This is a genomic window from Acinetobacter sp. S54, from assembly GCF_016624945.1.
Taxonomy (GTDB): Bacteria; Pseudomonadota; Gammaproteobacteria; order Pseudomonadales; family Moraxellaceae; genus Acinetobacter.
Genome location: NZ_JACVUI010000001.1, coordinates 15,278 through 41,721, shown reverse-complemented (window position 1 = coordinate 41,721; position 26,444 = coordinate 15,278). Strand labels below are relative to the sequence as shown.

Genomic DNA, 26,444 nt, shown 5'->3' with positions numbered 1-26,444 from the left:
AATATACAAGGACATAATGATGAACAGCAATACGATTCATGCCTACGCGGCAATGCAGGCAGGCGAAGCCTTAGTCCCCTTTTCTTTTGATGCTGGTGAATTACAACCTCATCAGGTAGAAGTCAAAGTTGAGTATTGTGGCCTGTGCCACTCTGATATTTCAGTCATCAATAACGATTGGCATTCTTCCGTTTATCCAGTAGTAGCTGGACATGAAGTTATTGGTACGATCACTCAACTCGGTGGTGAGGCCAAAGGCTTAAAAGTCGGACAACGTGTTGGTATTGGCTGGACGGCAGAAAGTTGTCAGTCGTGTGACCAATGTATAAGCGGACATCAAGTCTTATGTACGGGGGAACATACCGCAACGATCGTCGGTCACGCAGGTGGATTCGCTGATAAAGTTCGTGCTGGCTGGCAATGGGTCATTCCTTTGCCCGAGGATCTGGACCCCACCAGTGCAGGCCCATTGCTTTGCGGTGGGATTACGGTATTTGATCCCATTCTAAAACATCAGATTCAAGCGATTCACCATGTGGCAGTGATTGGGATTGGTGGCTTAGGTCATATGGCGATTAAACTGCTTAAAGCATGGGGCTGTGAAATTACCGCATTTACTTCAAATCCAGATAAGACCGAAGAGCTCAAAGCGATGGGTGCAGATCATGTGGTGAATAGCCGTGATGATGCCGCCCTTAAAGCTCAACGCGGGAAGTTTGATTTATTACTAAGTACCGTGAATGTGACACTCAACTGGAATGCTTATTTAAATACATTAGCTCCAAATGGCACATTCCATTTTCTGGGTTTGGTGTTAGAGCCAGTTCCTGTGCCTGTCGGTGCGTTAATTGGCGGTGCAAAATCAATTACAGGCTCACCAACGGGTTCACCAGCAGCTTTGCGTCAGTTACTACAATTCGCTGCACGTAAAAATATTGCACCACAAATTGAGCTTTATCCAATGTCAAAACTCAATGATGCGATAGAGCGTTTACATTCAGGTCAGGCTCGTTATCGGATTGTATTACAGGCCGATTTTTAAGCCTTTGTTATGAAATAAAGAAGGCTGCATCATGCAGCCTTCTTTATAAACCAACTAAAATCTATACCGCACTATTAAGCCAATAATATGGTGCGTCGGCATTATCATAAAACTGATCCCGCTGCCTAATTTATGTTATGGCATCTGACTGGAAACTGGTATTAGCACCGTTGTTAAAGTCAGAAATTATATTTTGCTGACAGCGTTACATTGCGTGGTTCGCCATAGACATTACTAGGGAAACCCACAGTGCCAGACAAAGCATTATAATATTTTTTGTCGAAAACATTATTGATATTGAGGCGTAGATCTAGCTTCGGTGTGGCTTGCCACCCTAAAATCAGATCGGCCACAGTGTAAGCACTTTGGCTGATATAGAATGGTACGCCGCTCGCAGTGCCCTTATTGTAGATTGATCCCTGACGATAAACCGAGCCACCCACGCGCCAGTGCTGAAGTTCGCCGGGTAACCGATACATCGTCGACAGCTTGAACAGGTGCCGTGGAGTATCGGTGTCAAAAACTGCTCCCACGTTAGCGGCCGTCGCATCCTTTCGGTAACGAGCAATCGCAACCGTGTAGCCTGCACCCACCTGCCAGTTAGGGGTAACGGCGCCCTGCACCTCGAATTCTGCACCCTCGCTCCGCACCTCACCAGCAGCTGAATAACAGGTAACCGTTGGATATCCAGCACATTGAGTCTGGTCAGTGCTACGGAAGGCACGATTTTCCTGATCCATTCGGAACACGGCTGCCGATGCATTCAGTGCACCATCAAAATATTCACCCTTGATACCCATTTCGTAGTTGTTGCCCGTCACTGGATCTAATAGCTTGCTGCTCGCATCCAGATAGTTTTGAGGCTTAAAGATATCGGTATAGCTCACATAGATCGAATGCTGATCGTTCAGATCATAGACTAGTCCCGCATACTTCGTTAACTGGTGGCTGACGCTATAGTTGTTATGAGCACTGACAGATGGCGTGTTTGAGGCAAAGTTCGGATAGGTATTAACCGTATCGTTATAGTCGAACCAATCCAGACGTCCCCCTAATATGAGCTTTAGTCGATCAGCCAAATTGAGGCGTGTTGTAGCATATACACTTTGCTGGCTGATCTTTGCATCCATCCAGTCTCGTAAAGGAATATTAGGATTTGCAACGGCGCTCGAGTCAAAGTTGTATAGATTGAGGTTGCTGTTGAGAACTACACCTTGGCGGCTATTGCCGTCAAAATCAATGTTACGGTAACTGGCACCTAGCACTAACTCGTGAGTACGGCCTAGCAGCTCAAAGGGGCCATTGGCATACAGATCTACGCTGCTTTGCTTTTCCTGATGAGAATTGCGTGCACCTAGCTGAGTATAATTACCCGTGGTAAAGCTATAACTGAGATAGTGACCCAGCATGTCAACATCGGCCTGCGCGTAATACGCTGAGAGGTGCATCCGCCAGTTGTTGTCAAATAGGTGGTTTAGACCCACAAAAGCTGAGCTGGTAGTCTTGTTCCAATGTTCCCAGTCATTGGCATAGGACGTAGACCGAGGCAGTCCCAGATCGCTACCGTCTCGCGCTACTGGAAGGCCCGTAAAGCCATTGCCATGCAAACGGCTTTCCTGATGTAGCGCGCTGAGCGTGAGTGTGGTGGATGCATTTAAATCTTTCTCTAAAATTCCGTAGAATGTCTGGCCATTGCTGCTTTCACCACGCTTATAACTCTCATAATCCTGAGCAGCGATCACTGTACGACCTCGCAGACTGCCATCCTTCGATAAAGGACCAGAGGCATCTAATTCTGCTCGATAGCGATCCCAACTACCAGCGCTCAGGTCGACCGATATCTGTGGCACATCAGTCGGTCGCTTGCGTACCAGATTGATGGCAGCCGATGGGTTACCTGCGCCCTGCACTAGTCCAGTGGCACCGCGCACGATCTCCACGCGGTCGTAAATCGCCATGTCAGTGGCCAGCAAGTCTTGTGATAAATTAGAGCTATCTAGACTGACTGGCAGACCGTCGAACATCAGGTTGTCTACATACATCCCCCGCGCATAAAAGGAAGCTCGCTCTGGTCCGAAACGCCTGAAAGTCAGTCCGGGAGTAGCTTGCACTACATCGTTAACTGTCGCCAAGTTCTGATCCTGAATGCGTTGGTTAGTAATGACAGTGACTGCCTGTGGTGTTTCCCGCATGGACAGGTTCATTTTAGTGGCCGTACTCATACTTCGCGTAGTATAGGATTGTGTACCATCGGTCGTACCCGCTTGCTGTGCCTGTAAACTAATCAGAGGCAAACTGGTCGCAGATTCGCCTTTTGCACCCGAAACCAGCTTTGGCATGATGGTGACTGGTCGTGAATCATCCGATGATATTTTAACAATTGAATATCGCCCTTCTCCCAAAGGCTTTAACTGCAAATGTGTCTGTTGCAAAAGCCGTTCTGATGCTTGTTCAAGCGTTAACTGACCCTGTAATTTCGAGCTTTGCAGACCTTTGACCAAATCGCTAACAAATAAAATCTGTACGCCATTTTGCTGTGCCAGTTGTTGCAAAGCAGTATCCAGTGATTGGGCGGGTATATTAATTGAGGTAGCTGCTGTATCTGCCCATAATGAACCTGCGTAGAATGCCAGCGATACCAGCAGGGCGAGCTGGCGCTGTTTAAAATGATATATTGGCACTAGAGTCGCCATATTGTCCCCGGAAAATTTCTCTTTGTCCTTGCTATGTCGTTTGGGACGACGATTTTGTACACCTTGCGAGAAAATTTTTATTGACGTGACGCGATCACAAACCCACCCTGATCCCGTACTGTCACATTTACAGGGGCAAATTTTTCTAAATCCTGCATAAATTGTTCGCGGTGTTTTAATTTAACTTCACCTGTAATTCGCAGTTGTTCAACATGGCGATCACGAAACTCTACCGATAAATTGCCATAGCGATTTAATTCATCAATCACCTCTACTAGAGGCTGATCCATAAACTGGTAGGAACCCGTTTGCCAGCTGGTTAATTGCTCAATATTTGTATGTGTTGGCTTGAACCATTGATCATGCTGACGATACAGGCTTTGACCCTGATACAGGTCTATGTTTTGTTGCGCGCTCGATATCCGGACCTGTCCCTCACTGACACTAATCTGTAAATCAGTTCCATTCGGTTCACAGCGCACATTAAATACTGTCCCAATATCTTCAATCTTAACGTCCTTTGCCCAAACCACAAATGATCGTTTCAGCCACGGGGCCACACTGTGCCATGCCGTATGTTTGACCGTAAAACTTGCTTCTCCCTGTAGCAATTTAAGCTCACGCGAACGCAGATGAGTGGTGAGGATTAGTTGTGTCTGAGTATTCAATTGAATACGGCTACCATCCGTCAACTCAAACTGTTTTTGCTCACCAATACCAGTCGAGAAAACTTTCTGATCATAGGAAGGATTCAGCCATAGCACTCCCAGCACACTGCCCAAACCTGCCAGCAACAACAAATGCTTATGCTGTCGTTTTTGTTTTTGTCGTGCCAATGCGCGATGAATAATTTGTTCTGCCGTGGGCAACTGTTCAATCAGGCTATCTTCAAACGGCGCCAGAGCGCGTTGCACACGTTGCTGATTCTGCTCGGTTGAATTCGTTTTTTTGGACTTATAGGAATCAACCATGTGATTCAGCCAATAAAACCGGTAGTAAATCTCGGTAAGCACGCGCTAAATGACGAGCCACCATCCCTCTTGAGATATTCAATTGATTGGAAATCTGTTGTTGTGAGAAATGATAAAGCTGCGCCAGAATAAAAATATCCTGACAACACGGTGGCAATTGATAAATTGCCTTGAGAATGATCTGCTCCCGCTGAGTTTTAGCCACTGCCAGTTCAGGCGAAGTCAACTCAGATGTTAAAGGCTGCTCTATTTCTGTCAGAGTGACATCCGTATCTATAATTTTTTTTCTGGTTTGCTCTTTGCGGTAAAAATCAATCGCAACATGCATACTCATCTTTTTTAAAAAAGCCAGCGGTAGATGAACTTCTTCTAGCGTATGCGCCTGTTGCAACACACGCAGGCTGGTTTCCTGTACCACCTCCTGAGCAAACTGACGGTCACCAAATCGATAGCTAATGTAATCGACTAATCGATCATTTTCAGCAACCAATACTTCAATAAGATGATGAACACGCATTGCACATTTTTCAGCAATAAATTAAATGAGAATTATATTCAATTGCATCTCAATACTCAATCTGCACATGGGGTTTGGTCGTTATTTAAGCAAATTCAGTGGTAGCCAAATATTGTTTCACCCAATTTGCCAGAAATTGAATGGCTTCTTGTAATTGCGGCGTTAAGCCATGTCCTGCATTGAGACGTACAAAATGTTGATAACGCCCATCTTCCCCAAATACCACACCCGGAACAATATTGATCTGATTTTTTTGAGCGGCCAGATACAAAGCTAAACTATCGACCACTTGAGGAAGTTCCAGCCATAAGGCATACCCACCCTGAGGTTGACTCAAACCGATATTCAACGGTGCAAATGCCTTTAAAATAAATCGACGATATTGCTCAACTTGTTGCATTAATTGAGGGTGTAAGCGGTTTAAATGATTACGATATTCACGACTATAAATAAAGTCTGCCAAACCCAATTGTAGTGGCGTATTCACACTGACATTGGCAGAAAACAATTCAGGATAAATCGACTTTAACTGCGCCCCGATACAAAACCAGCCTACACGATAAGCAGTAGATAATGATTTCGACACAGACCCGACCCAAACCACATAACCCTGTTCATCCCAATATTTGATGGGTAATGGTCGTTGGCCACGATAACTACATTCGGCGTAAATATCGTCTTCTAAAATAATACAGTGATACTGTGCTGCCAATTGAGCAATTTTTTGTTTATCTGCATCACTCAGACAATATCCCAAAGGATTTTGAAAGTTAGCCGTGAGTAAGCATAATTTTGGACGATGCTCTATCATAGCTTGTTCTAATCGAATTAGATCAATTCCCCTAGCATCCGCAGGTGTTTCAATAATACGTCGTTTTAAACCTGCAATTAGTTGTAATTGTCCATTAAACGTTGGAGTGGGAATTAAAATACTTTCACCTTGTTGGCTTAATTGCTGAATTAAAAGCGCCAATGCAGGCATACAACCATTCGTAACAAAAATATCTTCAGGGGCGATATACATCCCATCTTCACGCCAATGTGCAGCCAGTGCCTCACGTAAATGCAAATGTCCTTGCCGATTACAATATAAAAAATCTTCGGGCTTACAGTGCTTTAACGCTCGTTGAATGGAACGACGTAAGGGTTCGACGGGAATGAGTTCAGGACTAAGTTGAATCGCTCCAAACGGAATCAAATGAGGCTGGATAGAAGCTTCCTGAATCTGATTTTGTAGCAATAGATTTGTGACTACCCGTGGTCTAGATTCAAAATCTGGACTGGTGGGTAAACGACTACTTAGAGGGACTGCTTTTACAAAGTAACCTGATTTAGCTTTAACTTCGATTAAACCTTGCGCTTCCAGCAATTCATAACATCGTTGGGCTGTGCTAATACTGATCTGATGCTGAAAAGCAAAATCACGTAATGAATTTAACTTTTGCTGGGGCAATAACTGTTGCTGATAAATTTTATGAGCAATCTGCTGGGCTAACCGCTGGTAGTGAAATTGCATATCTGTACTGCTTTTTTATAAAAATCTGTATCTGTAATGGTCTATACAATCGAATTATTCTCTAAAAAGCAATCACAATGAGATAAGCCCATGAAAAATTTATGCTTTATCGCAAGTATAGGTTTGCTGATCAGCGCCTGTCAGCCCTTACATCCAGAAAAACAGCAACAGGATTTTATCTGTCGTAGCATGATTCAGGGCTATCTGAAAATACAGCAGCATACTGAATATAAATTATGGTCAGTTGATATGCAGCGTCCGCAACAGATTCGATATACCTATCGTCCTATTAGCGAAAATGGAATGATGATCAGTACATTGAAAAATCAGGCATTCAATTTTGAGTGTCTGCAAAATAAGACGACTTTTCAGCTGCGTTTAAAATCACAGCAGCCTTTAATGGAATTTCAGTTACCTGAACAAAACTTATGGGGCCATTGCCGTTGAAAATTGCTGGCTCAGTTCATCTGCTAAAAATTCGATGAACAAACGTACCCGCTTAGGTAAGTGTTTTTGTTGATAATACACTGCATGAACATGCTGCAACTGGATTTCAATCTGATCTTCAAATAAAGCCACCAAACGCCCTGCCAATAAATCCTGCCAGATTTCATATTCGGATAACCGTGCAATACCATGACCACGGATGGTCAATTGCCTCACCGTTTCACCACTAGATGCCTTGATTTGGGGATGAACTGTAATATATTTATCCCCAATTTTTAACGGCCAGGTATTTAAATAGACGGGCTTACTGAACCCAACCAATTGATGTTGAAAAAGTTCTTCTGGATGAATAGGTGTGCCAGCCCGTTTCAGATAGTCTGGACTTGCCACGATATATAAACGGCTTTTACAGACAAGTTTGGCATGCAAACTCGAATCATGTAATGCGCCAAAACGAATGGCAACATCAGTTTTATGCTGTAATAAATCAATCACCTGATCATGACTATTGAGTTCGATCTCAATTTTGGGATAAAGCTGCATAAATTTCTGCATCAAAGGGGCAAGCACATGCAGGACAAAAGGTGTTGCCGAATCGATCCGAATCAGTCCAGAAATGTCACTGTCAGATTTCAATAACGCATCTTCTGCCTCTGCAAGTTCCGCCAAAATAGAACGCGCTTTATCTAAAAATAAACGGCCTTCCTGAGTTAATTTTAACTTACGAGTGGTACGTTCTAGCAAAGTGACTTCAAGTTTTTTTTCTAGTCGATTTAAAGATCGACTTAAACCCGAGGGGGTTTGCTGGAGTTGCTCTGCCGCAGCCACAATCGAGCCTGTGTCGACAATGCTAATAAACGCAATCAGTTCTTCAATGGTAGATTTCATTAGTCGTGCCATTCATGACAAATAATCAAAGATATTTTGCTGATTCATCTATTTTTCCACAACAATAATCGGATCACAATGATCAGCAATTGATAAATAAATATGTCCTTCTATAGGGTCAAATCAATATTAAGGTGATGCTATGATGATTCCAAAATTCGGCTTAGGTACATTCCGTTTAAAAGACCAAGTGGTCATCGATGCTGTTAAAACCGCACTGGATGTCGGTTATCGGGCGATTGATACTGCACAAATTTATGAAAATGAAGCTGAAGTTGGTCAGGCAATTCATGAAAGTGGTATAGCACGTGATCAACTTTTTCTTACCACCAAAATCTGGGTCGATCATCTTAATCCAAAACAACTGATTCCAAGCTTGAAGCAAAGTCTACAAAAATTGCGCACCGATGCAGTCAATTTAACGCTGGTACATTGGCCTGCACCGCAAAAAGGCATCGATATTGCTGAGGTCATGGGCTTACTTTTACACGCCCAACAGCAAGGTCTAACCCAACATATCGGGATCTCAAACTTTAATATCGCTCTCACACAAACTGCTATCGACAGCATTGGGCAATCTCATATTGCGACCAACCAGATTGAACTCAGTCCGTATTTACAGAATAGAAAGCTGGTTGATTTTTTAAAAGCACAGCACATTAATATCACATCCTATATGACACTTGCGTATGGCAAAGTGCTACAAGATCCAGTCCTTCAGGACATTGCTTCGCGGCATCAGGCTTCGACAGCTCAAATTGCACTGGCATGGGCATTACAAAATGGTTATGCCGTGATTCCCTCCTCAACCAAACGTGAACACCTAATCAGTAATTTAAAAGCCCAAGAGATTCAACTGAAAGAGGATGAAATGCAACTAATTGCAACATTGGATCGTAATGGGCGGGAAATTAATCCTATCGAACTCGCGCCTGAATGGGATTAAAAGTAAGTCTATGAAAATTAATTTCCCATTACTGGCTTTAGCAATTGGTGCCTTTGCGATAGGTACTACAGAATTTTCGCCGATGGGATTACTGCCCAATATTGCACATGATCTCAATATCAGTATCCCTACCGCAGGTATGCTGATTACAGGTTATGCTTTAGGCGTGATGCTAGGCGCCCCTATCATGACGCTATGGTTCGGCCATTTTTCACGACGCAAGGCCCTGATCCTGCTTATGACTCTCTTTACAATAGGCAATATTTTGGCTGCCATCGCACCAAATTATTGGAGTCTAATGGCTGCACGACTGATCACCAGTCTGAATCATGGTGCATTTTTTGGAATTGGCTCTGTCGTAGCCGCCAGTCTAGTGCCTGTACATAAGCAAGCCAGTGCCGTTGCCAGCATGTTTATGGGACTCACGATTGCGAATATTGGCGGTGTACCTTTGGCTACTTGGCTGGGTCAAACAATTGGCTGGCGCATGTCTTTCTTTGCGATTTCAGCCTTGGGCTTGCTAACCATGTGGTCACTCTATCAAGCGTTACCCCCTAGTTCGCCTGGACAAAGCACAGACATTAAAGCGGAAGTCAAAGTATTATCTCGTATACCTGTAATCATGGCACTCATGACCACAGTATTGGGTGCCAGTGCTATGTTTACATTGTATACCTACATTGCACCGAGCTTAAATGCTTTTACTCAAGCCTCACCGATGTTTATCACGCTTATGCTGGTGCTGATCGGCATCGGATTTTCAATTGGAAATCATTTTGGTGGAAAATTTGCTGATCTTTCCCTCAATAAAACTCTTATCGGATTTCTATCTTTATTAATTTTTATTATGTTGGCGTTTCCTTGGCTAGCACAAAGTCATCTAGGTGCTGCTATTGCGCTGGTAATCTGGGGTATTGCCACCTTTGGACTGATTCCTCCTGTTCAAATGCGCGTCATGAAAATTGCACACCAAGCACCAGGTCTTGCTTCTTCCATTAATGTCGGTGCTTTTAATCTGGGTAATGCGGTTGGCGCTGCGGTGGGGGGACTGGTACTTAGTCTTCATCTCGGCTATGCGGCGGTATCTTTTGCTGGCGCAGGCTTGGCGGGATTAGGTCTTTTACTGGTATTGCTGCAAATACGTTTCAGCCGTTCAGTACCTAGCAAGCAGCAATATTGTAGTTAATCAACAAGCGCCTTCGGGCGCTTATTAAGCAATACTTTTCAAGAACATTTCAGAGTTATTTTAAAATTTCCGGTAATTTCATTGATGAATTTACCGGTTTTTGTAGTTCCATTTTCATTTTCATCAACATCTGATAAGGCTGCTGTTGTACAAACATATTAACGAAACTCAAGGGAATTGAACCCGCTGGATCAGCATAACCGGAGGTTGTAACTTTAACCTTATTGGTTCCAAGTTTTTGGAACGTCCAGTCCCCTTCATATTTATTTAAACGAAGCCGCTCTTTTTGTGCAGGGTAATAACCCGTAATAGCATTATTTTTAATACTAATGATTCCGTTATTGGCTTTGGACATTTTCCCTTTAATGACTACATCACGATCTTTAAGGGGAAAAGGAAAATCCAATACCATGTACAGAATAAACTCTCCCTTTTTATCATCGCGTGACAATACTTTAGTTTCGCTCACATAGGGCACCCACTTTGGTGCATGCTCTACATTCAAAATCAACCCGACAGCTTGATCAAGAGGAGCATCAAAAGTCGTTTCCGCCTTGTATTGGATGATCGGGTTATTTTCAGTCTGATACGTCCAGACCTTAATGTTATTTTTCTCTAAACTCAGTTTAGCATCTGTTGCTGGTGCAGCATGCACCATCAGGCTATTAAAGCCCAAGGTACATACTAATATCCATGATTTATTATTCATTTTATTCTCAAATCAATTTTATTTTTTGGTGTGATTACTATTGCAATTACACCTGAATGTCATTAAATCCCAATACATCTTTCATATCGTATTTACGCGCTTCACGCCCGACCACCCATGCTGCAGCACGTACCGCACCTGTAGCAAAGTTCATACGGCTAGTGGCTTTATGGGTAATTTCAACCCGCTCACCTTCGCCAATAAACATGGCTGTATGTTCACCCACGATATCTCCACCGCGGATGGTTTGAAAACCAATGCTTTGACGCTCACGCGGCCCTGTATGACCCTCACGACAATACACGGCATCTTGCTTCAAATCACGTCCCAATGTATCTGCAATGGCTTCACCCATCATTAATGCAGTTCCTGATGGTGCATCTACTTTGTGACGATGATGCGCTTCAATAATTTCAATGTCGACACTATCACCAAATACTTTGGCTGCAAGCTCTAATAATTTAATTGAAACGTTTACACCCACTGAATAGTTGGCTGCATACACGACAGGCGTATGGGTTGCACTATCATTTAAAAGCTGTTTTTGCTCGTCAGAAAAACCTGTAGTGCCAATGACCATAGCGACCCCAGCTTCAGCACACAGTTTTAAATGCTGTTCGGTGGCAACGGGTGCAGTAAAATCAATGACTACATCACAATCTTTTAAAATATCTGACAAATGACCCGCTACCTTGACGCCAATGCTACCAATCCCCGCCAATTCGCCCGCATCACTACCCACCAAACTACTTTCTGGGCGTTCGACTGCCGCAGCTAATTGGTAGCCTGCTTGTTGTACAGCTTGAATCAGGGTGCGTCCCATACGACCGCCTGCGCCCAATACACCAATGCGTGGAGATGCTGACATAATCTGTTCCTAAATCATTTAAAGCGTTGACAATGCGATCTACTATATCAAACTCTGACAGTTCACTAAAATTTAAGCATAAAAAAATCTGCCAAAGTGACAGATTTTTTTGCAATCGAATTGAATTAATCAAACAAACGATCAAAGAATGATTTTTTCTTGGATGACGCACTATGTTCATCACCTTCCAAGGTCGCCTGTAATTCCTTAAGCAATTCACGCTGACGGCTGGTAAGATTGACTGGTGTTTCTACCACGAGACGGCAGAGCAAATCACCCACCATACTACTACGCACTGGACGCACACCCTTGCCACGTAAACGGAACAGTTTACCTGTTTGCGTACCTTCTGGAATTTTTAGGCTAACACGACCTTCAAGCGTTGGAATTTCAATCTCTTTACCTAAAGCAGCATCCGCAATGCTAACAGGTACATCCATATAGAGATCTGCACCATCACGCTGGAAGATTTCATGCTCGCGCACGACCACTTCCACGTATAGATCACCCGCCTGTCCATCACGTACCGCTTCACCCTTACCACTCAAGCGAACGCGATCACCATTGTCCACACCTGCTGGAATGGTCACTTCCAGAGTTTGCTGACGATCTTTTACACCCGATCCATGACAGCTGTTACAAGGATTTTTGATAATTTTACCTTGGCCACGGCAGGTACTACAGGTCTGCTGAACTGAGAAAAAGCCCTGCTGCATACGTACTTGACCTGTACCATGACACGTCTTACAGGTTTCTACATCGTTCGGATTTTTAGAACCTTTACCATCACAGACATCACACGGTGCTGGTGCGGTAAAGGTAATCGTTTTTTTAACACCACGAACCGCTTCTTCCAGCGTTAATTCCATGACATAGCGTAGGTCGGAACCACGGCGCTGACGTTGTTGCTGACGACCGCCACCACCAAATGCACCCCCGAAAATATCGCCAAACTGGCTAAAAATATCTTCGGCACTAAAACCGCCAAAGCCACCACTACCGCCGCCATAGCCACCTTCAAAGGCATTATGACCCATACGGTCATACATACTGCGCTTTTCACTGTCAGACAGCACTTCATAAGCTTCAGAGGCTTCTTTAAACTTTTCTTCAGCTTCAGCGTTATCAGGGTTACGATCTGGATGATACTTCATCGCCAACTTACGATAGGCTTTTTTGATCTCATCATCACTCGCGGTTTTCGAAACGCCTAAAACCTCATAATAATCTCGTTTAGCCATATTTGGCGATGCTCCTCACGGAATTTAAAATATACTTAACCTGCGACTAAGTTGGGGGTTTTAGTCGGATTTACAAGGGGGAAAACTGAAAAAATTTAGAAATTTCTAGAAAACAGCTTTATTCTTGCTGTATTTTGAAAGACCTTTAATCCAGGCATTCAATAAATATAACCAAGCGATTGCTGAAAAAATTACACCTGCTACAGTACAAGCTGTAACCCAAATTGCGCTATTCCAAACGAAGAAAAACAAAGGGATAAACCATAAAGCAGCAAAAATAGCTAACATCAAAAACATTACTATACTTCGCATCACCCAGAGAGCCTGCGCATGAATCCAGACCTCAGCACCTTCAACCATAGCAACCTTACGGGCAAGGAAATAAGCAATGACGGCAAAAAGAATCGTAAACAACCCCAGAAACATGCACACATAAGATGCTGCAATGTAACGACGATGTTGTACTAGATTGTCCTGCCCCATGTACTTTCAACCTCAACTTACAGTCTTCACGTTATATTATGCGGTGAAATGCTGCTGTTATTTTTGTCTTAACAATAAGATGCTACTATATTGAACTTTTCAATATTTCGCATCTTTTATTCGCAAAAAATTATGAAAAATTTGTTGCTCTTTTCACTTTAAACCAAGCTGCATAGAGTGCTGGTAAGAAAAACAGGGTGAGAAAAGTCGCTACAATCAAGCCACCCATAATCGCTACAGCCATTGGCCCAAAGAAAATACTGCGTGATAAAGGAATCATGGCTAGAACTGCTGCCAGTGCTGTCAACAAAATCGGACGAAAACGGCGCACTGTAGCGTCAATAATTGATGTCCATGGATCATGCCCTGCTGCAATATCCTGCTCAATCTGATCAATCAGAATCAGGGAGTTACGCATGATCATCCCCGACAGCGCAATCGTACCTAGCATTGCAACAAAACCAAAAGGTTTATTGAGTAACAATAAAAACAAGGTAACCCCGATCAGTCCAAGTGGCGCGGTTAAAAATACAATCATTGAACGAGAGATACTTTTCAATTGAATCATCAACAAAGTCATCACCACTGCTAAAAATAATGGCATTCCCGCATTGACTGAACTTTGTCCTTTGGCAGACTCTTCGACCGTCCCCCCCACTTCCACCAAATAACCATTCGGTAGTTGCGCGCGAAGTTGTTCCATCTTTCCTGAAAGTTGATCAACCACTGTAGCGGGCTGTAAATTGCTGCGAATATCGGCTCTAACGGTAATCGTAGGCAAACGATTACGATGCCAGATCAAACCATCTTCAAATTTGTATTCAATTTTGGCAATTTGAGCCAAAGGTACACTGTTGCCCTGACTCGTTGGAACAGCAAGACTGGATAAGGAAGCGACATCGACCCGCTCCTTTTGATCGCCACGCAAACGAATTTCAATCAATTCACGTTTTTCACGATATTGGTTAATCACTGCTCCTGTAATCGAGCTATTTAAGAAATTCGCCAAATCCTGACTGCTTATCCCCATTTGACGGGCACGATCCTGATCAATATTGAGCTGAATAATCTTACTTGGTTCTCCCCAGTCCAGATGTACATTGGTTGTATTTGGATTTTCCCCAATGATCTTTGCTACCTTTTGTGCCCACTCACGGACTAAAGTAATGTCTTCTCCAGAAACTCGATATTGTAGTGGATAACCCACTGGAGGGCCATTTTCTAACAATGACACCCGCGTTCTAACGTCTGGTAATAGTTTTTTAATTTGCGTATCGAGAGATTTACGAATTTCATCACGATCATCCAATGATGAGGCCAACACCACGAACTGGGCAAAACTGGCTTGCGGTAGTTGCTGGTCTAGCGGCAAATAAAAACGTGGTGAACCTGTACCAACATAAGCCACATAGTTATCAATACCTTTTTGCTTGACAAGAAACTGTTCCACTTTCTTAACAGCTTGTTCAGTGGCGGTGAGAGAAGCACCCTCTTCCAATTTTAAGTCCACTAAAATTTCAGCACGGTTCGATGGCGGAAAAAACTGCTGTGGCACCAGTTTAAATAACAAGACTGAACCGACAAAAATTAAAACCGTCGTAATAATCACAGTTTTGCGATAATTAACACAAGTTTCTACCATTTTGCGAAAGCGCAGATAAAAAGCGCTTTGATAAGGATCATGGCTTCCACCCGTATGCTGCAACACAGGCCGAGGTGCAGGTTGGTGGCGTAATCTAGCCCAAAGACGCTGATACCACGGTGCATTTTGTTGTATCTTGCTAAAATCAGGGAGTAATTTTTCACCGAGATAAGGTACAAATAATACCGCTGCAAACCACGAGACAATCAGAGCAATAGTAACCACCTGAAAAATCGAACGGGTATATTCACCTGTACTTGAGTTAGCAGTAGCAATCGGTAAAAAGCCTGCTGCAGTAATCAATGTTCCAGTCAGCATGGGAAAAGCGGTTGTTTTCCATGTAAAGCCTGCGGCCTTGATACGGCTATAACCCTGTTCCATTTTAATCGCCATCATTTCAACTGCAATAATAGCGTCATCGACCAAAAGTCCTAAGGCAAGAATCAATGCACCCAGCGAGATTTTATGCAGCCCGACATCAAAAAGATTCATTCCAGCAAAGGTCATCGCCAACACCAATGGAATGGAAAAAGCCACCACCAACCCAGTACGAAAACCCAGCGAGAAAAAACTGACCAGTAGTACAATAATCACAGCTTCGGTTAAAACTTTGATAAATTCGTGAATACTGCGCTGCACGGCAACAGGTTGATCGGATACTTTTTTAAGCTGCATTCCTAGCGGTAAAGTTTTTTGTAAATGATTAAATTCACTTTCCAAATTTTTGCCGAGTGCAATGATATCGCCACCCTTGCGCATTGATACTGCAATGCCGATACCATTTTCCCCCATAAACCGCATTCGTGGCTGGGCAGGTTCGCTAAAGCCACGATAAATCTCAGCAACATCCCCCAGTTGAATGGTTCTATTGCCCACCAACAAAGGCATATGTTTAAGTTCATCCACACTTTGGAGTTGACCCGTGACCCGAATCTGAATACGGTCTGTCCCTGTTTCAAAAAAACCTGCGCTGTTGATACTGTTTTGTTTTTGCAATGCATCCTGAATAGCTGTGACAGGTATCCCAAGCTGAGCTGCCTTAGTGTTGGATAGTTCGATCCAGATTTTTTGATCTTGTAATCCCACCAATTCTACTTTGCCGACATCTTTGACCCGTTGCAGTTGTAATTGCAAACGATCTGCATATTCTTTTAGTACTGCATAATCGTAGTCTTTACCCGTCAGTACATAGATATTGCCAAAGGTATCGCCAAATTCATCATTAAAAAATGGCCCTTGTACACCTGCGGGCAATTGCTGTTTGATATCCCCCACTTTTTTGCGCACGTTATACCAGACATCCGGAATCTGATCAGATTTAAGCGAATCCTTAGCAACAAATGTCACCATTGACTCACCAGGTCGCGAATAGGCCATGATTTTTTCATACTGACCCGTGGTCATCAGCTCTTTTTCAATCCGATCTGTCACCTGCAACGATACTTCCTGTGCAGTGGCACCCGGCCAATAGGTCTGAACTACCATGACTTTAAACGTAAATGGAGGATCTTCGCTCTGAGAAAGTTTTGAGTAAGAAAAACCTCCTACGATCGCCAAAAGCAACATCAGATAGAGAATGATACCTTTATTGTTCAGTGCCCATTCTGATAAGTTAAACTTCATGGCTTAACTCCTGATGCAATTTGCACGGGACGATTATCCCGATCGATCGGATGAATTTTTTGTTGCTCATGCAATAGATGGACACCACCAACAACGATGTAATCATTTGCTTTTAGACCTGATAGGATGGGAACACTTTCACGTCCGTAGGCCCCTAAGGTCACAGCAACTTTACGAAGGGTTTGATTCGGGTTAACCACCCAGACATAAGCTTGTTGATCATGGGCAGAAACACTGGATAAAGGCACACTCAGAACATCATGTTGAGTGGTATTAAAAAACACACGGGCACTTTGCCCTAGCTGAATCGAAGGTTGTGCTTCACGCAATGCAACCTTGACGCTAAAAGTGCGGGACTGATCTGCCGCAGGCGAGATTTCGCGCACATAAGCTGCATATTTTTGTTCAGGTTGAGACCAGAGTGTGATCCATGCGGGCTGCCCCACCTTTATTTCAGAAATAGCCTGTTCAGGTGCACCAATGACCACTTCACGATCTCCATCAATCGCTAGTTGATAGGCGGCTTGTCCCGCAGCCACGACCTGTCCGATTTCAATATCACGCTGGGTAATTACCCCGTTTTTGTTGGCAATCAATTGATTATAGCCTGTCTGATTAGCGGCAACTTCATAGTTAGAACGCGCCTGCTGTAAACTGGCCTGCGCCGCATCATTTTGATTTTTAATGCTATCGAATTGGGAACGACTGACCGCATTTAAAGGTAAAAGCTGTTGAAAACGTTTTAATTCTTCATGAGCAATTTTTGCCGAAGATTGTGCACTTTCCAGTTGTGCTTTAGCGGCATTCATTTGTAACTGGGCGTCTTTTACATCCAGTCGGGCCAATACCTGTCCGACCTTAACCCGATCACCTACATCTGCATAGCGCTGAGTAATCTGTCCTCCGACCCGAAAAGCCAGTGCAGTTTGTTGACGTGCCTGCACCTCGCCTGCATAGCTTTTTTGTTCATTCATGCGAGTCGAAGACTGTATCACCATGACATAAGGAATTTGTTCTACTTCAGGAGCCTGTTTACTACATCCACCCAATGTGACCAGACACATCACCCATAAACCCAAGCTTGTCAGTTTTATCGCTGTCATAACCCTTCGCTCTTATTCAAATTTGTTTTTTAAGGCACAATATCAGCAGTATCTTAGTTTGTTTATTTTTTAATTAATATACCCTGCGGTATATTAATTAAGTGAATTGATATAAGTTTTTGTTTTTTAAATTTATTTAAGAGAGTCTCTGTGCAAAATAACATTGGTCGACCAAAAGATCTTGAAAAAAGAGCGCGCATACTAAAGGCAGCCAAAGCAATTTTTTTAAAATGGGGCTATCATGGTTCCAGTATGAATCAGATTGCCACAGATGCTGGGGTGACCAAGCTCACGGTCTATAATCATTTTCAAGACAAGCAAAGCCTGTTTACCTGCGCCATTCAGGAAACCTGTGCCGAATGCATTTCTCAGCAACAGTTTTGCTTAAGCCCACAGAGCCAATTTTTAGACGTTTTTTTTGATGCCTGTGAATGTGCTTTAAACATGATTTATTTGCCCGAAGCACTAAAACTTGAACATGTGTTACTCGAACTGGCAACTGAAAAAAGTCCATTGGCACAACATTTTTTTGAGGCGTCTCATCAACCACTTTGTGATGCGCTGTGCGAATTTTTTACTCAGGCAGCAAGTTTGGGTTTTATTCGTAATGGATTACCTTTACAGCAAACAGAACTCATCTTATCGCTCTTATTAGGGATCAGACATCATCAAGTCTTACTTGGTATTAGCGACATTCCTTCGGCACAAGAAATCCGAGAGACCGTTCACTTTGCTCTGGACATCTTTATGCTGAAATATGGTGTATAGACCTTTGGCGTATTGTGAAAGATAGACTTTTTTGCATATGCATACTCCTACGCATAAGTGTTAATTTTTTAAACAATAATTCATATATTTTTACGCTCTAGACTTGGAATGTCATTGAATCGGGGTATAGTCAAAAGAACAAAAACAGGAGAGCCACACCATGATTCAACAAATTGATGCTCCTTTACGCGAGGACGTGCGTCTACTGGGTAATTTACTGGGAGAAACCCTTAAACAGCACGCTGGACAAGATTTGTTTAATCAGGTAGAGCAAATTCGCGCCTTAGCCAAAGGTGCACGTGACGGACATGCTGAAGCAGAAAAAAAGCTGGAACAACTTTTTTTGGGTTTAAAGGATGAAGAAATCCTCCCCCTAACTCGGGCATTTTCTCAATTTCTCAATTTTGCCAATATTGCTGAACAATATAATGTAGTGCGTAGTCGTCGCCGCAGTGAATTTGATGAACAGGCGCCCTCTCCAAATCCATTGGTGCATTTATTTGCAAAATTTAAAGAACGCCAGATTTCATCTCAGCAACTCTTTGAACAGATTTGTCAGCTTAAAATTGAACTCGTATTAACCGCGCATCCGACCGAAGTCAGCCGTCGTACCCTGATTCAAAAATATGATGATATTAATGAAGATCTGGTACGGTTAGATCAGCAAAAATTGACACCACGTGAACATCAGTCCGTCCTAAACAATCTTAAAGAATTAATCTGTTCCGTTTGGCAAACTGATGAAATTCGTCACAATCGACCAACACCGGTGGATGAAGCGAAATGGGGCTTTACCACAATCGAACAAACCTTATGGAATGCTGTCCCCAAATTTGTACGTGAATTGAATGATTTAGTTGAAGAACATTGTGATACGTCACTACCGCTAGAAATTTCACCGATCCGTTTTGCCTCGTGGATGGGTGGTGATCGTGATGGTAACCCGAATGTAACCCATAACATCACTCAGGAAGTTTTATGGTTATCACGTTGGCAAGCCGCAGATTTATATCTACGTGATATCGAAGATTTACGTTGGGAGTTGTCGATTCAAGCTTGTTCGGATGAACTCAAACAAGCGTTGGGCTATGAGCATCCCGAACCCTACCGTGAATATTTGCGTGAGACTCGCCAACGTCTAAAAGCCACTCGTCACTGGTTGGCACAGCGATTACAAGGTTTTGAAGCAGATGATAGCCAGATTATCCATACCAAGAGTGAGTTGCTTGAGCCATTATTACTCTGCTATCGCTCCCTCATGGATTCCAACTTAGCTGAAATTGCCAATGGTAAATTGCTGGACTTTATCTATCGAGTCAATTGCTTTGGGATTGAATTACTAAAACTAGATATTCGTCAGGAATCGGGTCGGCACCGTCAGGCCATTTCAGCCATTACCGAATATTTAGGATTAGGTAATTTTGAGTCATGGACAGAGCAGGCGCGTCAGAACTTTTTGATTCAGGAGTTACAAAGTAAACGGCCACTTTTGCCTCGTCATCTGGATGAACCATTGGATAGCTTGATTCAACATCCAGATGTCAAGGAAGTGTTTGCTACCATGCGAACTCTGGCATCACAACCACCCGAGAGTTTGGGTGCCTATATTATTTCGATGGCGGAATATGCCAGCGATGTGTTAGCGGTATTATTACTACAAAAAGAAGCAGGTATTTTACATCCGCTACGCGTTGTGCCGTTATTTGAAACTTTAAAAGATTTGGATGGTGCGGCCACGACGATGAATACCCTGTTCAGTATGCCGTGGTATAAACAGCATATTCGGGGCAAACATGAAGTAATGATCGGTTATTCAGACTCGGCAAAAGATGCCGGTTTTATGTCTGCAAACTGGGCACAATATCGCGCACAAGAGGAACTCACTGCCGTTGCGCAACAGTATGGCATCCAACTCACGCTATTTCATGGCCGCGGTGGGTCTATTAGTCGTGGTGGCGCGCCCACTCAGCAAGCTTTATTTTCACAGCCACCAGGCTCGATCTCAGGCGCAATTCGGGTTACTGAACAAGGTGAAATGATTCGTTTTAAATTTGGTTTAGAAGAAGTCGCCTTACAAAATCTGGAAATTTATACTGCAGCCACACTTGAGGCAACTTTATTGCCACCTCCTGTCCCAAAACAGGAATGGCGTGAGTTGATGCATCAAATGACCGATATCTCGGTACAGGTGTATCGTGAAACTGTGCGTGAAAATCCATATTTTGTACAATATCTGCGTACCGTCACGCCAGAGCTTGAGTTACAAATGTTGCCTCTAGGTTCACGTCCAGCTAAACGCAAAGTTAGTGGTGGTATTGAATCTCTACGTGCAATTCCGTGGGTATTTGCATGGACACAAATTCGTCTGATGCTCCCTGCATGGTTAGGTACAGGAGCCGCGATTAACCAAATTATTGATGCAGGTCAAAAAGAAACACTGGATGAAATGCTACAACAATGGCCTTATTTCCAGACTTTGATTGATATGCTGGAAATGGTTCTCTCTAAATCGGATGGCAGTATAGCTCTGTATTATGAATCGCATCTGACTCAGGATGAAAATTTGAAGGCACTCGGTACAGAGTTACGTCAGCGCTTAAAAGATGCTGTTCAAACTTTACTCGCCATGAAAGGTGAATCCAAATTGCTGAGTAATAACGAAGTACTGGATCAGGCCATGCGGGTTCGTAAAACTTATTTATTGCCTCTGCATTTGTTACAAGCGGAATTAATGAAACGACGTAGACGCTATTTAAAAGTTGAACAAGCTGAACATACCCCTGTTGATCATGCACTGATGGTCAGTATCGCAGGCATTGCAGCGGGTCTACGCAATACGGGCTAAATCTTATTTTAAACTTATTCAGACCCTCATTTTCAAAATAAAATGGGGGTCTGAAAATGGCTATTATCCAGACTGGCTTTACAATTTTTTTGACCTACCATTGGGACGTTTTATTTAGCTCTTTTCATTCTCTATCCTATAATCTTATCCGCTCAACTTGCTGATATCTCTTTTATTTAATTTTTCCTAAAATTTACCATTTGGTAAAAATAAATCAAAAATCAATTCTTTTGTTTTACCGCTTGCCGACAAAGCAATTAAATCCTCATTCAAGAAAGAGTATGATGTGCGCCAGCTAAAAAGATTAGAGTTTATTTTATGTCCAGCTGGTTTCCAAAATGGCGCCCCTATCAGGGTCAGGCTGATCATCGTCCTGTCGCAACTGATGAATATCTCCCACCTGCACAAAGCGCCGTCTTAGGCATTCAACACGCATTTGCCATGTTCGGTTCGACCGTATTGGCTCCATTACTTATGGGCTTTGATCCCAATCTTGCCATTCTAATGTCAGGAATTTGTACCATTCTGTTTTTTCTTATGACAGGAGGGCGTGTTCCAAGTTATCTAGGTTCAAGCTTTGCGTTTATTGGCGTTGTGGCGGCTGCAACTGGACATATCACAGGGTCAGGCGCAAATCCTAACATTAGCGTTGCACTTGGCGGTATTGTTGCGTGTGGTCTAATTTATGCCTTTATTGGTTTTATGGTCATGCTAACAGGGACTCGCTGGATTGAAAAATTAATGCCCCCTGTGGTCACAGGTGCCGTGGTGATGATTATCGGTTTAAATCTCGCGCCAGTGACTGTCAAATCAGTTGCTGGGCATCCGTTTGATATGTGGATGGCACTGCTTACTGTATTGTGTATGGGGGTGATTGCTGTATTTACCCGCGGTTTGTTACAACGCTTATTGCTTTTAATCGGGCTGCTCATCGCTTATCTGATTTATGCAATAGCCACCAATGGACTTGGACTGGGTACACCCATTGACTTTTCACAGATTTCAGCCGCACCGTGGTTTGGCTTGCCGAGTTTAACTGCACCAACGTTCCAGACGAATGCGATGCTAATTATTGCGCCTGTTGCCTTGATTTTAGTTGCTGAAAATTTGGGACATATTAAAGCTGTAGGTGCCATGACAGGAGAAGACTTGACTCCTTATCTAGGTAAGGCTTTCGTTGCGGATGGTGTTGCCACTACATTGTCAGGTAGTGTTGGTGCGCCAGGTATGACCACGTATGGTGAAAATATCGGGGTTATGGCAGTCACCCGTGTGTACTCCACGATTGTATTTGTGATTGCAGGTGTGTTTGCTATTTTTCTAGGGCTGTCTCCAAAATTTGGTGCAGTAATTAGTACCATTCCTACAGCTGTGCTCACAGGGGCTTCAATTGTAGTATTTGGTTTAATTACTATTGCAGGGGCAAAAATTTGGCTTGAAAACAAAGTCGATTTTTCTAACAACAAAAATCTGGTGGTTGCTGCCGTTACTATTATTTTGGGGGCAGGTAACTTTGAGCTGATGTTTGGCAACTTTAATTTAGGTGGAATCGGGACGGCAACCTTTGCCGCAATTTTACTGAATTGGCTATTTGGACTAAAAGATAAAGCCTAACTCAGGACACTCTACCTTGATATTGAATAGCATTTTTTTAAGCAGCCTTCAGGCTGCTTTTTTTATGCATTTAAACGTTTAGTGGATCATTTTTTGGTTATCATAACTTTGTTTGTTTAACAGTTCATTGAATGGCTTATGCGCTTTGATTTTTTTGATCTCCAGCTTTTTTTACATGTGGTGGATACAGGCAGTCTTACCAAAGGAGCTGAACGTTCCGCTGTTTCTTTACAAGCAGCCAGCGAGCGTATTAAAAAGCTGGAGCGGCATTTCCAAAGTGCTTTATTTATCCGTCATGCTACAGGAGTCGAACTCACCATCGCGGGGCAAACCCTATTACAACACGCACAACATCTGATGGACGGATTATATGCACTGGAGCAGGAAATGCAGACTTTCCAACGTCAGACCTCTCAACATCTGACTTTATGGTGTAACTCTTCGGCTCAGAGTGAGTATTTACCCATGTTGTTACCCAAATATCTAATCGAACACCCACAGCTTCAGATCGAATTGCATGAGGCGGAAAGTAATGACATTATCGTTGCATTACAAAAAGGTCAGGCTGAACTGGGTCTGATTTCCAGTTTTTTTGCTCCTAATGATACATTGGAAACACAGATCTTCGCCGAAGATCCATTAGTATTTATTTGTGCGCCAGACCATCCTTTCGCCAAACAGCAGCAACTCGATTTTGCGGATATTTTACGGCAAGATTTTATTGGTCTTTTGGCGCATCACTCTTTACAGCAATCGATTGAAACACAGGCCAAAAGCTTACATCATCAACTTCATTATCGTTTACGCTTACCTAGCTTTAGTGCCATTGCCCAAGTCGTCGCCAACGGCGTAGGTGTCGCGATCATGCCTTTACGCGCGGCATCGTATCTACAAAAAATTTATACTTTTTCTACCATTGCTTTGACGGGAGCATGGGCTAATCGCAAATTATTACTGGCTTCGCGTGAATTTGCCAACCTTTCACCAAACTATCAGGATTTTGCCCTATTTTTAATCGCCAACAAACCCCAATCGATTGAACCTTAATGTCCAATCATATAAGCACCCAATAAGATTAAACCTATAAAGAAAAAACGGCGAAAACGCTGTTCAGGTATACGATAACGTAATTTTTGCCCAAACCACATGCCTAAAAGTGCAGGAAGCACAGCGATCCATGCCAATCGATAATCAATGTGCATATTCGCAGTCGTATGCAGCTGTAAATAAATGGCGAGACAAATGGTCGATAAAGTAAAAACTAAACCTAATGATTGGACCAGATCATCTCGTTTTAAACGCAAAGATTGTAAATAAGGAACCGCAGGAATAATAATTACACCAGTAGATACAATTAATGCGCCCCCCAGATAGCCTATAATAGGCGATAACCATTTTTCATAAGGTGCAAGATTAGGAAGTTGTTTAACACATAAGCCATACAGACCATACGCGATCAGCATCCCCCCCAATAGGATTTCACTGGTTTTGCCTGTTGCCTGACTCAAGGTGGGTAAAAAACTAAATGCTGTACCGATGATAATACCGAGTAATAACAACCAGAAGCGTTGAATCAATGCCCAAACTCGACCTTCAGCAAATAACTGCCAAATATTGGTGATCATGGAGGGAATGATAAGTAATGAAGCAGCTTGAAACGGAGCAATCACAATAGTGAGCAGCCCCATTGCTACAGTGGGTAATCCCAAACCCAGTGCGCCTTTTACCATGCCTGCAAACATAAAAACCACAATAACTAAAGCCACCATTTCCATTGTCAACGATTCCATAGCTTGAACATGTTTATGCTAATGGAGACAGAGCAGAGATCCTATTCATGTTTTTGGTAGATAGCCTCAAGCAAAGATTGAGGCTCAGCATAAAGCGATTCAAGATGAAATTAGTGCATTTTGAGTTTCGGAGAGGCCGTCTTAGATAATAAATCCGTCATCATCATTAAGGCCGTTTTAAATACTCCATGTAAGGCCACTTGATGAAAACGATAGAGTGACACATACATCATCCGCGCCATAAACCCTTCCACATTAATATTATTAAAAATGCTTCCCACGCTACTGTGTTCACTTAAGGAAACCAGCGAACCTTTATCTTTGAATTGGAATTGTCCCAAGGGTTTTTGATTCAAACGATTTTCCAGCGCCTTTGCCAGAAATATAGCTTCTTGATTAGCCACTTGCGCACGTGGCGGAACAGGTCGCTCCTGCCCCTCTGGGATATAGCAGGCACAGTCACCCATCGCAAAAATATCATCATCCCGTGTGGTTTGTAAGCTTGGACGTACCACTAATTGATGAATGCGATTCGTTTCCAAACCCGCAATGTCTTTGAGAAAATCTGGCGCTTTAATCCCCGCTGACCAAACTTTGAGGGTCGCAGCAATTTGTAAGTCTCCTTCACAAAAAACGGTATCGGCATCGATATGCGTCACTCGACAATGGGTTAGAACTTTTACTCCGATCTGTTCCAACTCTTTTTGAGCACGTTCCGATACACGCTCATTCAATGCTGGAAGAATCCGCGGTGCTGCTTCTATTAAACTAATATTGACGTCTTTAGGGTCGATACTATTGAGTCCATATTTAGAAAACTCATTTGCTGCATGGTGTAATTCGGCAGCCAATTCCACGCCCGTTGCGCCTGCTCCGATAATTGCAATATTTAAATCATTCTGATGACGATGCATCAAATGATTGGCCTGAGCTTCCAAATACATACTTAAAAATTCACGTTGAAACCGGTCTGCCTGTGGCCTTGAATCCAGAAAAATACAATGTTCTTTAGCACCTGATGTACCAAAGTCATTTGAAGTGGAACCAATCGCCATCACCAACGTGTCATAGCCAATGCGTCGTTCAGGCGCAATGTCTTTACCCTCTTCATCACGCAACACGTCCAGCACAATTTCTTTTGTCTGACGCTTAATATCTTTTAAACGACCCAGAAAAAATTCAAAATGATGTTGATTGGCATGTGCAAAATAATTCAACTCATCTTCATAAGAATTTAACGTCCCCGCTGCCACCTCATGGAGCAAAGGTTTCCAGATATGAGTGAGTGCAGCATCAACCAGAATTATCTCTGCTTTTTGATGTTTACCTAGTCTATTGCCTAAACGTGTCGCGAGTTCAAGTCCTCCAGCTCCTCCACCGACGATCACGATACGATGTAATTTTAAATCACGATTTGATGTAGTCATCATAAGACAGCTCCAATTTTCTTATGAATACCAACTATTTCAATTTGTATTTATAAGAAAAATGTTACCTATTATCTACACAAATATTTAGCATAAAGAACATACCTTTTTCCAACGTTTAGTTC

At 43.0% G+C, this 26,444-nt stretch carries 21 protein-coding genes; 8 read left to right on the top strand and 13 right to left on the bottom strand.

Features of this window, described 5'->3' with window-relative positions; all coding sequences use genetic code 11:
- The first annotated feature begins 19 nt into the window (after positions 1-19).
- Positions 20-1,042, top strand: coding sequence for an NADPH-dependent aldehyde reductase Ahr (gene ahr / locus IAE20_RS00170; RefSeq protein WP_200482786.1), 1,023 nt, complete (start codon positions 20-22; stop codon positions 1,040-1,042).
- Between the two features lie 179 nt (positions 1,043-1,221).
- Here the strand turns inward: ahr and IAE20_RS00165 are convergent, their stop codons facing one another.
- From IAE20_RS00165 to IAE20_RS00150, 4 genes are all read right to left on the bottom strand, one after another.
- Positions 1,222-3,735, bottom strand: a complete 2,514-nt coding sequence (locus IAE20_RS00165) for a TonB-dependent siderophore receptor (RefSeq protein WP_200482787.1) — start codon at positions 3,733-3,735, stop codon at positions 1,222-1,224.
- Positions 3,736-3,812: 77 nt separating this feature from the next.
- The gene (locus tag IAE20_RS00160; protein ID WP_200482788.1) at positions 3,813-4,706 is read right to left on the bottom strand and encodes a FecR family protein; all 894 of its coding nucleotides are present in this window, start codon (positions 4,704-4,706) and stop codon (positions 3,813-3,815) included.
- Positions 4,699-5,223 (bottom strand): RNA polymerase sigma factor, encoded by a 525-nt coding sequence (locus IAE20_RS00155; RefSeq protein ID WP_200482789.1) that lies wholly within the window; start codon positions 5,221-5,223, stop codon positions 4,699-4,701. The genes IAE20_RS00160 and IAE20_RS00155 overlap by 8 nt, the downstream gene beginning before the upstream one ends.
- A gap of 85 nt (positions 5,224-5,308) precedes the next feature.
- On the bottom strand, positions 5,309-6,739 hold the full coding sequence (locus IAE20_RS00150) for a PLP-dependent aminotransferase family protein (RefSeq protein ID WP_200482790.1): 1,431 nt from the start codon (positions 6,737-6,739) through the stop codon (positions 5,309-5,311).
- Positions 6,740-6,829: 90 nt separating this feature from the next.
- Here IAE20_RS00150 and IAE20_RS00145 point away from each other — a divergent pair, with 90 nt between their 5' ends.
- A complete protein-coding gene (locus tag IAE20_RS00145) occupies positions 6,830-7,186 on the top strand; it encodes a hypothetical protein (RefSeq protein ID WP_200482791.1) in 357 nt (118 codons plus the stop codon).
- On the opposite strand, the gene IAE20_RS00140 is transcribed toward IAE20_RS00145, so the two are convergent.
- Positions 7,166-8,074 (bottom strand): LysR family transcriptional regulator, encoded by a 909-nt coding sequence (locus tag IAE20_RS00140; RefSeq protein ID WP_200482792.1) that lies wholly within the window; start codon positions 8,072-8,074, stop codon positions 7,166-7,168. The two genes, IAE20_RS00145 and IAE20_RS00140, sit on opposite strands and share 21 nt — an antisense overlap.
- A 142-nt stretch (positions 8,075-8,216) precedes the next feature.
- Here IAE20_RS00140 and dkgB point away from each other — a divergent pair, with 142 nt between their 5' ends.
- Both dkgB and IAE20_RS00130 read left to right on the top strand, forming a co-directional pair.
- On the top strand, positions 8,217-9,020 hold the full coding sequence (gene dkgB, locus IAE20_RS00135) for a 2,5-didehydrogluconate reductase DkgB (protein ID WP_200482793.1): 804 nt from the start codon (positions 8,217-8,219) through the stop codon (positions 9,018-9,020).
- Between the two features lie 10 nt (positions 9,021-9,030).
- Positions 9,031-10,206, top strand: a complete 1,176-nt coding sequence (locus tag IAE20_RS00130) for an MFS transporter (protein ID WP_200482794.1) — start codon at positions 9,031-9,033, stop codon at positions 10,204-10,206.
- Positions 10,207-10,261: 55 nt separating this feature from the next.
- Here the strand turns inward: IAE20_RS00130 and IAE20_RS00125 are convergent, their stop codons facing one another.
- The 6 genes from IAE20_RS00125 to IAE20_RS00100 form a co-directional block, all read right to left on the bottom strand.
- Complete coding sequence (locus tag IAE20_RS00125) at positions 10,262-10,915, bottom strand: START domain-containing protein (protein ID WP_200458924.1); 654 nt, start codon at positions 10,913-10,915, stop codon at positions 10,262-10,264.
- A 46-nt stretch (positions 10,916-10,961) separates the two neighbouring features.
- A complete protein-coding gene (gene dapB, locus IAE20_RS00120) occupies positions 10,962-11,783 on the bottom strand; it encodes a 4-hydroxy-tetrahydrodipicolinate reductase (RefSeq protein WP_200458923.1) in 822 nt (273 codons plus the stop codon).
- Between the two features lie 125 nt (positions 11,784-11,908).
- On the bottom strand, positions 11,909-13,024 hold the full coding sequence (gene dnaJ, locus IAE20_RS00115; protein WP_200458922.1) for a molecular chaperone DnaJ: 1,116 nt from the start codon (positions 13,022-13,024) through the stop codon (positions 11,909-11,911).
- Between the two features lie 105 nt (positions 13,025-13,129).
- Complete coding sequence (locus IAE20_RS00110) at positions 13,130-13,507, bottom strand: hypothetical protein (protein WP_200458921.1); 378 nt, start codon at positions 13,505-13,507, stop codon at positions 13,130-13,132.
- Positions 13,508-13,637: 130 nt separating this feature from the next.
- Positions 13,638-16,772 (bottom strand): efflux RND transporter permease subunit, encoded by a 3,135-nt coding sequence (locus IAE20_RS00105; RefSeq protein ID WP_200482795.1) that lies wholly within the window; start codon positions 16,770-16,772, stop codon positions 13,638-13,640.
- A complete protein-coding gene (locus tag IAE20_RS00100) occupies positions 16,769-17,875 on the bottom strand; it encodes an efflux RND transporter periplasmic adaptor subunit (RefSeq protein ID WP_200458919.1) in 1,107 nt (368 codons plus the stop codon). Before IAE20_RS00100 ends, IAE20_RS00105 begins: the two co-directional genes overlap by 4 nt.
- 150 nt (positions 17,876-18,025) lie before the next feature.
- On the opposite strand from IAE20_RS00100, the gene IAE20_RS00095 reads away from it, so the two are divergent.
- The 4 genes from IAE20_RS00095 to IAE20_RS00080 all read left to right on the top strand — a co-directional run bounded on the left by IAE20_RS00095 (position 18,026) and on the right by IAE20_RS00080 (position 24,149).
- A complete protein-coding gene (locus IAE20_RS00095; protein WP_200458918.1) occupies positions 18,026-18,643 on the top strand; it encodes a TetR/AcrR family transcriptional regulator in 618 nt (205 codons plus the stop codon).
- 160 nt (positions 18,644-18,803) lie between these two features.
- Entirely contained in the window at positions 18,804-21,488 is a 2,685-nt protein-coding gene (gene ppc / locus IAE20_RS00090) for a phosphoenolpyruvate carboxylase (RefSeq protein WP_200458917.1), read from the top strand.
- Positions 21,489-21,806: 318 nt separating this feature from the next.
- Positions 21,807-23,102, top strand: a complete 1,296-nt coding sequence (locus IAE20_RS00085; protein WP_200458916.1) for a solute carrier family 23 protein — start codon at positions 21,807-21,809, stop codon at positions 23,100-23,102.
- A 138-nt stretch (positions 23,103-23,240) separates the two neighbouring features.
- Positions 23,241-24,149 (top strand): LysR family transcriptional regulator, encoded by a 909-nt coding sequence (locus IAE20_RS00080; protein WP_200458915.1) that lies wholly within the window; start codon positions 23,241-23,243, stop codon positions 24,147-24,149.
- Here IAE20_RS00080 and IAE20_RS00075 read toward each other — a convergent pair.
- Entirely contained in the window at positions 24,146-24,877 is a 732-nt protein-coding gene (locus tag IAE20_RS00075) for a sulfite exporter TauE/SafE family protein (protein WP_200459356.1), read from the bottom strand. The two genes, IAE20_RS00080 and IAE20_RS00075, sit on opposite strands and share 4 nt — an antisense overlap.
- A gap of 125 nt (positions 24,878-25,002) precedes the next feature.
- Positions 25,003-26,322 carry an NAD(P)/FAD-dependent oxidoreductase gene (locus tag IAE20_RS00070; RefSeq protein WP_200482796.1) on the bottom strand — a complete coding sequence of 440 codons (1,320 nt, stop codon included), beginning with the start codon at positions 26,320-26,322 and terminating at the stop codon, positions 25,003-25,005.
- Positions 26,323-26,444 lie beyond the last annotated feature (122 nt).

What these genes read in the sequence shown, in the direction of transcription:
- ahr (WP_200482786.1), top strand. Translation starts at nt 20, where the DNA reads ATGAACAGCAATACGATTCATGCCTACGCGGCAATGCAGGCAGGCGAA.
- IAE20_RS00165 (WP_200482787.1), bottom strand. Translation starts at nt 3,735, where the DNA reads ATGGCGACTCTAGTGCCAATATATCATTTTAAACAGCGCCAGCTCGCC.
- IAE20_RS00160 (WP_200482788.1), bottom strand. Translation starts at nt 4,706, where the DNA reads ATGGTTGATTCCTATAAGTCCAAAAAAACGAATTCAACCGAGCAGAAT.
- IAE20_RS00155 (WP_200482789.1), bottom strand. Translation starts at nt 5,223, where the DNA reads ATGCGTGTTCATCATCTTATTGAAGTATTGGTTGCTGAAAATGATCGA.
- IAE20_RS00150 (WP_200482790.1), bottom strand. Translation starts at nt 6,739, where the DNA reads ATGCAATTTCACTACCAGCGGTTAGCCCAGCAGATTGCTCATAAAATT.
- IAE20_RS00145 (WP_200482791.1), top strand. Translation starts at nt 6,830, where the DNA reads ATGAAAAATTTATGCTTTATCGCAAGTATAGGTTTGCTGATCAGCGCC.
- IAE20_RS00140 (WP_200482792.1), bottom strand. Translation starts at nt 8,074, where the DNA reads ATGAAATCTACCATTGAAGAACTGATTGCGTTTATTAGCATTGTCGAC.
- dkgB (WP_200482793.1), top strand. Translation starts at nt 8,217, where the DNA reads ATGATGATTCCAAAATTCGGCTTAGGTACATTCCGTTTAAAAGACCAA.
- IAE20_RS00130 (WP_200482794.1), top strand. Translation starts at nt 9,031, where the DNA reads ATGAAAATTAATTTCCCATTACTGGCTTTAGCAATTGGTGCCTTTGCG.
- IAE20_RS00125 (WP_200458924.1), bottom strand. Translation starts at nt 10,915, where the DNA reads ATGAATAATAAATCATGGATATTAGTATGTACCTTGGGCTTTAATAGC.
- dapB (WP_200458923.1), bottom strand. Translation starts at nt 11,783, where the DNA reads ATGTCAGCATCTCCACGCATTGGTGTATTGGGCGCAGGCGGTCGTATG.
- dnaJ (WP_200458922.1), bottom strand. Translation starts at nt 13,024, where the DNA reads ATGGCTAAACGAGATTATTATGAGGTTTTAGGCGTTTCGAAAACCGCG.
- IAE20_RS00110 (WP_200458921.1), bottom strand. Translation starts at nt 13,507, where the DNA reads ATGGGGCAGGACAATCTAGTACAACATCGTCGTTACATTGCAGCATCT.
- IAE20_RS00105 (WP_200482795.1), bottom strand. Translation starts at nt 16,772, where the DNA reads ATGAAGTTTAACTTATCAGAATGGGCACTGAACAATAAAGGTATCATT.
- IAE20_RS00100 (WP_200458919.1), bottom strand. Translation starts at nt 17,875, where the DNA reads ATGACAGCGATAAAACTGACAAGCTTGGGTTTATGGGTGATGTGTCTG.
- ppc (WP_200458917.1), top strand. Translation starts at nt 18,804, where the DNA reads ATGATTCAACAAATTGATGCTCCTTTACGCGAGGACGTGCGTCTACTG.
- IAE20_RS00085 (WP_200458916.1), top strand. Translation starts at nt 21,807, where the DNA reads ATGTCCAGCTGGTTTCCAAAATGGCGCCCCTATCAGGGTCAGGCTGAT.
- IAE20_RS00080 (WP_200458915.1), top strand. Translation starts at nt 23,241, where the DNA reads ATGCGCTTTGATTTTTTTGATCTCCAGCTTTTTTTACATGTGGTGGAT.
- IAE20_RS00075 (WP_200459356.1), bottom strand. Translation starts at nt 24,877, where the DNA reads ATGGAAATGGTGGCTTTAGTTATTGTGGTTTTTATGTTTGCAGGCATG.
- IAE20_RS00070 (WP_200482796.1), bottom strand. Translation starts at nt 26,322, where the DNA reads ATGATGACTACATCAAATCGTGATTTAAAATTACATCGTATCGTGATC.